7 protein-coding genes are annotated in these 9,191 nt (G+C 49.0%); 1 reads left to right on the top strand and 6 read right to left on the bottom strand.

What is annotated here, in order from left to right; translation table 11 throughout:
* The 4 genes from AC2A06_RS12320 to AC2A06_RS12305 all read right to left on the bottom strand — a co-directional run.
* Positions 1–538 (bottom strand): hypothetical protein (locus AC2A06_RS12320; protein WP_484380463.1); only part of this gene is annotated, 538 nt, incomplete at its 3' end.
* 700 nt (positions 539–1,238) lie between these two features.
* Complete coding sequence (locus AC2A06_RS12315) at positions 1,239–1,988, bottom strand: DeoR family transcriptional regulator (RefSeq protein ID WP_484380462.1); 750 nt, start codon at positions 1,986–1,988, stop codon at positions 1,239–1,241.
* Positions 1,989–2,036: 48 nt separating this feature from the next.
* Positions 2,037–4,469 carry a formate C-acetyltransferase/glycerol dehydratase family glycyl radical enzyme gene (locus AC2A06_RS12310; protein ID WP_484380461.1) on the bottom strand — a complete coding sequence of 811 codons (2,433 nt, stop codon included), beginning with the start codon at positions 4,467–4,469 and terminating at the stop codon, positions 2,037–2,039.
* A gap of 4 nt (positions 4,470–4,473) precedes the next feature.
* A complete protein-coding gene (locus AC2A06_RS12305) occupies positions 4,474–5,376 on the bottom strand; it encodes a glycyl-radical enzyme activating protein (RefSeq protein WP_484380460.1) in 903 nt (300 codons plus the stop codon).
* Positions 5,377–5,533: 157 nt separating this feature from the next.
* Here AC2A06_RS12305 and fsa point away from each other — a divergent pair, with 157 nt between their 5' ends.
* Positions 5,534–6,199 (top strand): fructose-6-phosphate aldolase, encoded by a 666-nt coding sequence (fsa, locus tag AC2A06_RS12300; RefSeq protein WP_023491674.1) that lies wholly within the window; start codon positions 5,534–5,536, stop codon positions 6,197–6,199.
* A 60-nt stretch (positions 6,200–6,259) separates the two neighbouring features.
* Here fsa and AC2A06_RS12295 read toward each other — a convergent pair whose 3' ends face one another.
* Together AC2A06_RS12295 and sapF are read right to left on the bottom strand one after the other, a co-directional pair.
* Positions 6,260–8,194 (bottom strand): exoribonuclease II, encoded by a 1,935-nt coding sequence (locus tag AC2A06_RS12295; protein WP_484380459.1) that lies wholly within the window; start codon positions 8,192–8,194, stop codon positions 6,260–6,262.
* 184 nt (positions 8,195–8,378) lie between these two features.
* On the bottom strand, positions 8,379–9,191 hold the full coding sequence (gene sapF, locus AC2A06_RS12290; protein WP_484380458.1) for a putrescine export ABC transporter ATP-binding protein SapF: 813 nt from the start codon (positions 9,189–9,191) through the stop codon (positions 8,379–8,381).

Here is a 9,191-nt window from a genome sequence, read left to right as displayed (position 1 = left end):
CAGATTGATTGCCTGACTGGTCGGCTTTACTTTTTAATTCATTGATTTGATTAACTTTTGCGCCTAATTGCTCGACTTGCCGTTTTAGATCGCTTATCTCGGCAGATTGATTGTTTGGCTGGTTGACTTTACGCTTCAGCTCGTTAAGTTCGCTGAGTTTATTGTCTAACTGGTCAACTTTATGCTTTAATTCGTTTAACTCAGCGGGCTTCTTATCTGGTTGACCCAATTTATTCTTAAGTTCGCCAATTTCACGGTCTTTTGCTTTGAGATCTTCCTTTAATTTATCGAATTGGCTGGTCATTTCTTGGAGTTTCTGCTGGCTTTCTTTTGCCAGTTTGTCAGTTTTTTCTAATTTATCTAACGTATAATTTGAGATGATATAGCCTGAATAGTGCGTATCCCAAAGGAGTAGGGTATTTTCACCGTTTGTCGGCCCTGATCTGCCTGGCTGTAATTCTCCAGCAGCATTGACGTTGCTCATCATTACTAAACTAAGAGTTGCAGATGACAATAACAAGCTAATTGGTTTTTTCATATGTAATCCTTTTACACTAACCAACTGAATACTCCCTCGGCGAATAAGATCGCGAGGGAGAACTATACCAAAGTTCAATGAAGTTGCAGGTAGGCGGCAAGGGAATCCCGATGAGTTCACTTGGGTAAGTGATTCGGGTGCACGAGCGTAGCCAACACCGCTGTAGCTTCATTGGGATGGGTATATGCGCTAAATAATTCGGGTAGGGGCAGTGGCTTCATCAACTGCAAAGGCCATCGTCGTGCCGCTGAAAGCTAAATCAGAAGCGATAAATAAAGCAGTCAATTTACGCATAACTATTTCCTAAAGTTCGCCTTTTATTTGGAGCGTTGTCTGTAAACATCGCTCACCAACGATACAACGATATACACGTTTATAATTCAGGAAAGCTCATGGGGATGTTGTCGTGAAGTAATAATATAGCGCCGAATATAGAGTAATTTTATGGAGTGTAAATATTTTAAAATCAAAAATCACTTTATCGGTCAATTATGGATAAATTATGAATAATGTGTGAGTTATTAGGCTGTTTTTATACTCTAAATAATTCTAGTTGCAGGTAGACTGCAAGTTCGAGACAAATGGGTCAGAAACCGATTTGAACGCCGGTGGTGGCGGCCCCGTAGGGGATGAGTCTCATGGATGAGACGAGCAACCGCAGCTAATACCCATGCAGCTTGGCGGATGACGAGTATAAAAGTTATTCATTGACCAGATCGACTTTGATGCCTTGACGTTCTAACAATTGCTGGTAGCCAACTGATAGACGTGCATCGGTAATTACGCGTCCAATATTATTATTAGTGGCAGTTAATGGGTTAGGTTGAATTTGACCGAATTTTGATGAGTCGGTCAATACAATACTTTCTACACCTTTGGCCAAGATGGCATTGGCAATGTCAGCACGCATCATATCGCGGCCAGTAAACCCGGTTTCTGGATGATAACCATCCACCCCAATAAAAGCCTTGCTGAAATGGACTTGCTGTATACAAGTGCGTGTTAATGGGCCGACAACGGTTTCACTTTTTTTCTGGTATAACCCACCGAGCACGATGACATCACAATCAGTTTCTTTCAATAAATGAGCAATATAGTAACTGACGGTGATCAGGGTGACACGCTTGTTCTCAGCCAGATAGCGGGCCAGGAGCGCATTACTACTCCCGCTTTCGATAAAAATGGTTTCGCCATCGTTAACCAATGAAGCGGCATATTGCGCCAGTTTCTGTTTGAGCGCGAAGTTAGACATCATGCGGGCATCGACATCATCACTTTCTAAAGCAATGGCAGAGCCATGAACACGTTTAAGGTAGCTACGTTTTTCCAACAGGTTGAGATCCTGGCGAATGGTTACCTCAGAAACACCGGCAGCGCGGGCCAGTTCGCTGACGCTAATGCGGCGGCGGTCATTCACCAAATGTAGAATGGTTTGTTGTCTTGAGTTCATAGTAGCCTGATAGGCGGCCACCTGGCAGTGGCCGCAATGATTTACTGATTAAAGAGTATGTTCGGTTCGCGCAATAATATCATCCTGCGCATCAGGAGATAATGCGGTAAAGAAGGCAGAATATCCAGCTACACGTACCACTAAATCACGATATTGATCAGGATGCTGTTTGGCAGCCAACAGTGTTTCCCTAGAGACAATGTTGTACTGTACATGCCAGCCATGGTAAGACTCAAAGAAGGTGCGCAGCATCAACATCAGTTTTTCGCGGTCACGTGGATTTTCCAGTGTTGATGGGTTCAGCTTCTGGTTGAGTAACACCCCACCTAGAATTGCCTCGGTGGGCAATTTTGCCAGCGAGTTAAAGACAGCGGTAGGGCCAAGGTGGTCGGTCCCTGATGCCGGGCTGGCACCTTCCGCCAATGGGGTATGGGCTTTTCGGCCATCCGGGGTTGCCATGGTTGCGGCACCAAATGGCACGTTAGCCGAGATAGATGAGGTTCCTGCATAGTAAGTTCCGCCAATCGGGCCACGACCAAAGCGGGTATTGTGGTATTGCTTCAGTTCATCGATATAGGTCTGATAGGCACGTACCAGCAGTTGATCAACATCATCAACATCGTTGCCGTACTTAGGTGCTGCGTTGATCAGGCGCTGGCGTAGTTGCTCGCCATCCAGACCGGCAAAGTCGTTCGCCAGTGCTTGTGCCAATTGCTGTTGGCCAATAATCCCCTGATCGAATACCAGTTTACGCACCGCCTCCAGGCTGTTGCCAAGGTTAGCGATCCCCACTTGCAGGCCAGAAATCCAGTCATACTTGGCGCCACCTTGCTTGATGCTCTTGCCACGTTCGATACAGTCATCCACTAATGCGGAGCAGACGATATCATGAGCATTTTCTTCCAGCACGGTATCGACCACACACTCAATCTCGATGGATTTACGGGTGTAATAGCGGATCTGTGTATCCCAGGCAGCCAGTACCTGGTCGAAATGGCTAAAGTTGTTTTTGGATAGCGACAGTTCCTGTGGCAGGAAAATTTTACCGGAGGTAGCATCACGGCCTTCCTCTAAGGCGGCCAACATGACACGAGCAAAGTTAATAAAGCTCATCCCAGTGCAACGATAACCCCATTTGCCACCAACAGCAGTTTCGATACAGCCGATAGCGGCATAGTCGTAAGCATCCTGTGGCTCTACCCCCAGTTTAATAAACTCAGGAATAACGATTTCATCATTGTTGAAGGCTGGCATACCGAAACCACAGCGGATCACCTGCACACAGGCATCAAGGAAGTCATTACTCATCCCGGCGTGATAACGCACACTCAGGTTTGGCTGCGTTGAACGCAGGCGGCCACAGGACTCCAAAATGGTATAGGAGAGCGGGTTAACGGCATCGCAAGGTTGACCATTGATCAACTTTTGTCCGCCAATGGTCACGTTCTGGTACAACGGGCTACCCGCAGAGGCTTTAGAGTGTGAACCAGAACGGATTTTGTTGACTTCCAGCAGCTTTAACCAGCAACTGTGCAGCATCTCAATGGCTTTTTCACGGGAGAGAGTCTGTTCCAGTTCAACATCACGGCGATACCAGGGATAGAGATATTGGTCGAGACGAGCAAAGGAGACGGAATGGCCATTAGATTCAATCTGTAGGAATAGCTGGATGAAGTAACAGAGTTGCAAGGCTTGCCAGAAAGTTTGTGGCGGCTGGTGAGCGATCAGTTCACAGTTATTTGCTATGGTCAGCAACTCTTCGCGCCGCCAGGTCCGTTGTTCGGTCTGTGCCATCTCACGAGCCAATTGGGCAAAGCGCAGAATATGGTCACTCAGCGCCGCCAGAGCAATATCAATGGCTTTAAGGAACTGCTCCTTATGCAGGTCATCCCAGTCGGTAAGCTGAAGGCGTTCACGGCGTTCAGATACCTTCTCACGTAGGCCATCCAAGCCTTTCGCCAGTAACAATGGGAAGTTAACCGCCAAGTGAGCATCACCGGAGGTCATATTACCTTCTGCTTTGATGATCCCGGTTGCCAACAGGGCTTTTTGCTCATCAGTGAACATCCCGTAGCAGCGATCCTGAACGGTTTGACCACGCCACCACGGGCATAAGGCATGTAATACTTGTTTGTTCTCTTCGCTCACCGAGAAGCCCGCACCGGGGCGATCTGCCAGTTCGTCAATCTCACTTTCAATCCAACTGACGGTATATTCCGGGAAAATTGGCGCGGCACGTAACTGACTGGCCTGATTACCGATAATCAACTCATCGTTTTTGATCCAGATGGTGCGTTTAGCCAGGTGATTTGCCAGTGCCAGCGCACGTCTGATCGGCAGCGGTTTATCTTGTTGCTGCTGGTAGACTTCCGTGTAATGTTGCGCACGTTCGGTGCAGACCGGGGGTTTGACGATATGAATCAGCGCAAGTTTATGTGCCCGAGTGCGCTCGGTCAGGGTAGTCAGGTCGAGTGTTGTCATGGTGTTATCCTCGTAAAATAGCAGTCAGACCTTTGTCGTTGGCATAGTTTTCGGCATAGGCCAGCAGTTCAGGATCATCAAGAGGGGTACGGGAAGCGTAATAAGGTGCGCCGAGCAGATGGTACTTATTGATACCTAAGGTGTGATAAGGCAAAAAGTGGATTTCTTTGACACCCACCTCGTCAGCGGCAAAGTCGGTAATGGCACGGATAGAGTCGCGGTCAGCATTGAAATCAGGGATCAGCGGCACACGTATGGTGATCTGAGTACCTGCCGCCGCCAAACGGCGGAAATTGTCCATTACGCGCTTGGCTGAGCCATCTGTCCATTGTTTGAAACGCACTTCGTCCACATGCTTGAGGTCTGCCAGCATCAAGTCTAGCCAAGGTAAAGAGGGCGCAATATAGGCCCAAGGGGTGTGCAAGCAAGACTCTACCGCGGTATGGATCCCGGCTTCGCGCCCACGTTTGAGCAACTCAGCGGCGATCTCGGGTTGCATAAAGGGTTCACCGCCTGACAGCGTTAGGCCACCGCCGGTACGTAAATAGTAAGGCTTGTCACGCATGACTTCAGCCATAACGGCATCAATGTCGATGAGCGAACCACAGACGCTTAACGCACCGGTTGGGCAGCAATCGGTTAATGCCTCATAATCAGCCACAGTCAATTGTGAACGTTGTAACGCTAACGATGTTTCGTCAAGGCGGGTAATGGCGTGGGGACAGCACTCACTACAGAGTGTGCATCCCGCAAGGCACAAGCGCTGATCGAACAGTAATTCCTGTTGCCGAGAACGGCTCTCCGGGTTTTGGCACCAGCGGCAACCCAGCGAACAGCCTTTCAGGAATACCACACTACGGATGCCTGGGCCGTCATGGGTTGAATAGCGCTGTAGATTAAATAGCATGGGTCACCTTTATGAATGTAGGTCTCTTGGGATCTTCTTACGTAAATTTAATATCTTTCGAATGAAAGTTGGTTTGATTTTAATCAACTAATGAGAGGTTTTTTCCACTATCATGTCCACAGCTTGAATTCATCCACAAAAGACTCAGGAGAACGATATGGAGCTTTATCTGGATACCGCTGATGTGACAGCGGTTAAGCGTTTGGCGCGTGTGTTGCCGTTGCACGGTGTAACGACTAACCCCAGCATTGTTGCCAAAGCGGGTAAACCTATTTGGGAAGTTCTTCCGGCACTACGTGATGCCTTAGGTGGCACCGGTAAGTTATTTGCTCAAGTGATGGCAAACAATGCAGAGCAAATGGTTGCGGAAGCCGTGCTGTTAAATCAGCGTGTATGCGGTTTGGTGGTTAAAATACCGACCACCGCGGAAGGGTTGGCAGCTATCAAACAGTTGAAATCCATGTCGATTCCAACACTAGGCACCGCGGTCTATGGTGCCGGGCAAGGATTATTAGCCGCGCTGGCCGGGGCTGAGTATGTCGCGCCTTACGTTAATCGCCTGGATGCTCAAGGGGGTGATGGTATTGAAATGGTACATGAATTGCAGCAGTTGCTGACACTGCATGCGCCTCATGCCAAAGTCTTGGCTGCGAGCTTTAAAACTCCCCGTCAGGCGCTGGAGTGTCTGCTGGCTGGTTGCCAGTCCATCACTTTACCGGTGGATGTGGCGGAACAATTCATTACTACACCTGCAGTGCAAGCGGCAGTAGAGAAATTTGAGCAGGATTGGCAAGGGGCTTTTGGTTCGATGCAACTGGGTTAAATAACCTGACAATCAGGGCGCTGTGTAGCGCCCTGATTGTCAAACGACCGGCTTGTCAGCTCAGTTGACAGGCTTGGCAACAACGCTGCGGGTTTCCATACGGACTTCAGCAATCTTGACCTGTACGGTATCACTCTGGCGATAAATGACTTCGCCTTTTACCTGAACCGTGCCAGCTTCCTGGCTACAAACCATTTCATCGCGTACTGCGTGAATAAAAGAGGCGGGAATAAAGGCAACGGCCCCGTTTTCCAACAGGCGTACACGCAGGCCACCACGAGTCACATCGATAATTTCCGCATTGAAACGTTGGTCACTACCGGCTTTATCTTTCAAAAAGCGCGCATATAACCAATCACCCACATCACGTTCAGCCATGCGGTTCAACCGTCGACGCTCGGTCAACTGGGCGGGGAGTTCATCTTGTGGTTTTTCAGTCACTTGTTCAATGATAATACTTTTCAGCAAACGATGGTTGATCATATCGCCATATTTACGGATTGGAGAGGTCCAGGTGGCATAGGCCTCCAACCCTAAACCGAAGTGCGGTCCTGGTGTGGTGGATATCTCGGCAAAAGTTTGGAAGCGGCGGATACGGCCATCAAGAAACTGCGTTGGTTGTGCATCAAGTTGGCGACGCAGTTCGCAGAATCCTGTCAGGGTAAGCAGTTTTTCCCCTTCAGCGGCAATATTATTGGCCTGCAGAACCGTGACCGCTTGCTCGACCAGGGCAGGGTCAAAGCCGTTATGGACGTTATAGATACCAAAGCCGAGATGATCGCGCAGGACTCGCGCGGCACAAACGTTGGCTGCAATCATGCACTCTTCAACAATCCGGTTGGCGGTGCGGCGTTGCTCACTGACAATCTCCAATACATCGCCTTTCTCGCCTAAGACGAAGCGATAATCTGGATGATCTTTGAACACCAGGGCGTGTTCATGGCGCCAGCTATTACGGCGATCACACACCTGCTTTAGCAAGGTGACCTGCTGGGTAATCGCTTCATTAGGTGGTTGCCAGCCTGCAATACCATCCAGCCAGTCGGAGACCTCGTCATAGACCAATTTAGCTTTGGATTCGATCTCAGCAGCGAAGAAGCGGATATCATCACACAATGCGCCATCTGCGGCTATTGTGACACGGCAAGCCAGCACTGGGCGACGCTGGTTAGGGCGCAGTGAGCAGAGATTGTCTGACAGATCCCGTGGCAACATGGGAATATTGAAACCTGGCAGGTAATTGGTGAAAGCGCGCTTGCGGGCGATATCATCCAGAGGACTGCCTGGCTCGACATAAGCGGTAGGGTCAGCAATGGCGATAGTTAATTGCAGTGATCCGTCACCGTTATCCTGTACCAATAACGCGTCATCCATATCCTCGGTACTGGCGCTGTCAATGGTAACAAAGTTCAGTGCGGTCAGATCTTCTCGTGGTAGTGTGCGGTCATAATCACCGATGGCGACCATTTCTGGTGCTTCTTTTTCAAGATTATGACGCGCCAGCGTGACCCACCAAGGGGCGAAGTGGTCTTCACCGTCAGTGATAAATTGGGTTACATCTGCGTAAAAACCCCGATCACCTCTTAGCGGGTGACGGCGCATTTCGGCTATTACCCAGTCACCAGTTTGCAAATTATGCGTCAATTCACGTACTGGACGGCACTGGATGGCTTCTTTCAACAACGGGTGGTCAGGGATGATAGAGAGGCGATCATCTTTTTTCTGTATCCGACCAACAAAGCGCGACAGGAAAGGTTCAACCAGTGTTTCCGGTTCGGCGATTTCACGTTCTTTTTCCGTATGTAAAGTGGCGACAATACGATCACCGTGCATCACTTTTTTCATGTGCGGTGGCGGAATAAAATAACTTTTTTGGCCATCAGCTTCTAAAAAGCCAAAACCTTTCTCAGTCCCTTTTACTACGCCTTCAACGCGTGGGGTTTGAGAGTGAAGTTGCTGTTTAAGCTGCGCCAGCAGCGGATTATCTTGAAACATATCGTCCAGTAGATAGGTTGTAAGTGGCAATATTTGCGGCAGACATTTTTACGCGAATCATCAGCTGCGGGCAAGTTTAACCTGTCGGTTTTCTCATGTTAATAAACAGACGGCAAAACCGACTTAACCGTTCATTTAATGGTGTTGGCAAAGGCGTGCGGTGACCACGCCTGAAATGCCGTATTTAAAACCGGGCGCCATCACGCCGCCAGGCATCTGCCGTTAATGCCTCACCAAAATGACCGGCAATCAGTCGCTTAGTAAGATCGTGTAACGGTGCAGCCAAGACTTCGGCGGTGCTTCCACGCTCTACCACTTCACCTTCATGCATCACAATGACCTGATCGCTGATATGTTTCATCATTCCGAGATGTTGCGTAACGTAGATATATGAAATCCGATGTTTTTCTTGCAGTTCCAGCATCAGGTTAATGATTTGTGAACGCATCGACATATCTAGCGAAGCCAAGGCTTCATCGGCAATAATCACTTTAGGCTGTAGGATCAGGGCCCGGGCCAGCGCCACACGCTGTTTCTGCCCCGAGGCGAGCATATGCGGATAATAGTAGGCATGATCGGGCAACATGCCCACTTGACGCAAAGTTTGATTGATACGCGCCTCGCGTTCGATGGCATCAAACTCGGTATTCAAACGTAATGGTGCATCAAGGATTTGGCTGATACGCTGGCGCGGGTTGAGCGAAGTACTGGGATCTTGGAAAATCATGCGGATCCGCTGGCTACGGTAACGATAATCACCAAATTCCAGCCGATGGTCATCAATCAGCAATTCACCGGAAGAGGGCTCAACCATACCGGAGAGCATTTTTGCCAGAGTGGATTTACCGGAACCATTCTCTCCAATAATCGCCAGCGTCTGGCCTTCACGCAGCGTAAAACTGACCGGTTTGACGGCTTCAACATGTTGGCGGCGGAATAACCCGGTGCGGTAACGATAGGTTTTTGCCAGATTGCGCACTTCCAATAGTGTTTCCAT

It is taken from the genome of Serratia sp. HNCC26DJ244, assembly GCF_057180565.1.
The sequence above is the reverse complement of the archived record's forward strand: the minus strand, read 5'-3'. Positions and strand labels throughout refer to the sequence as shown.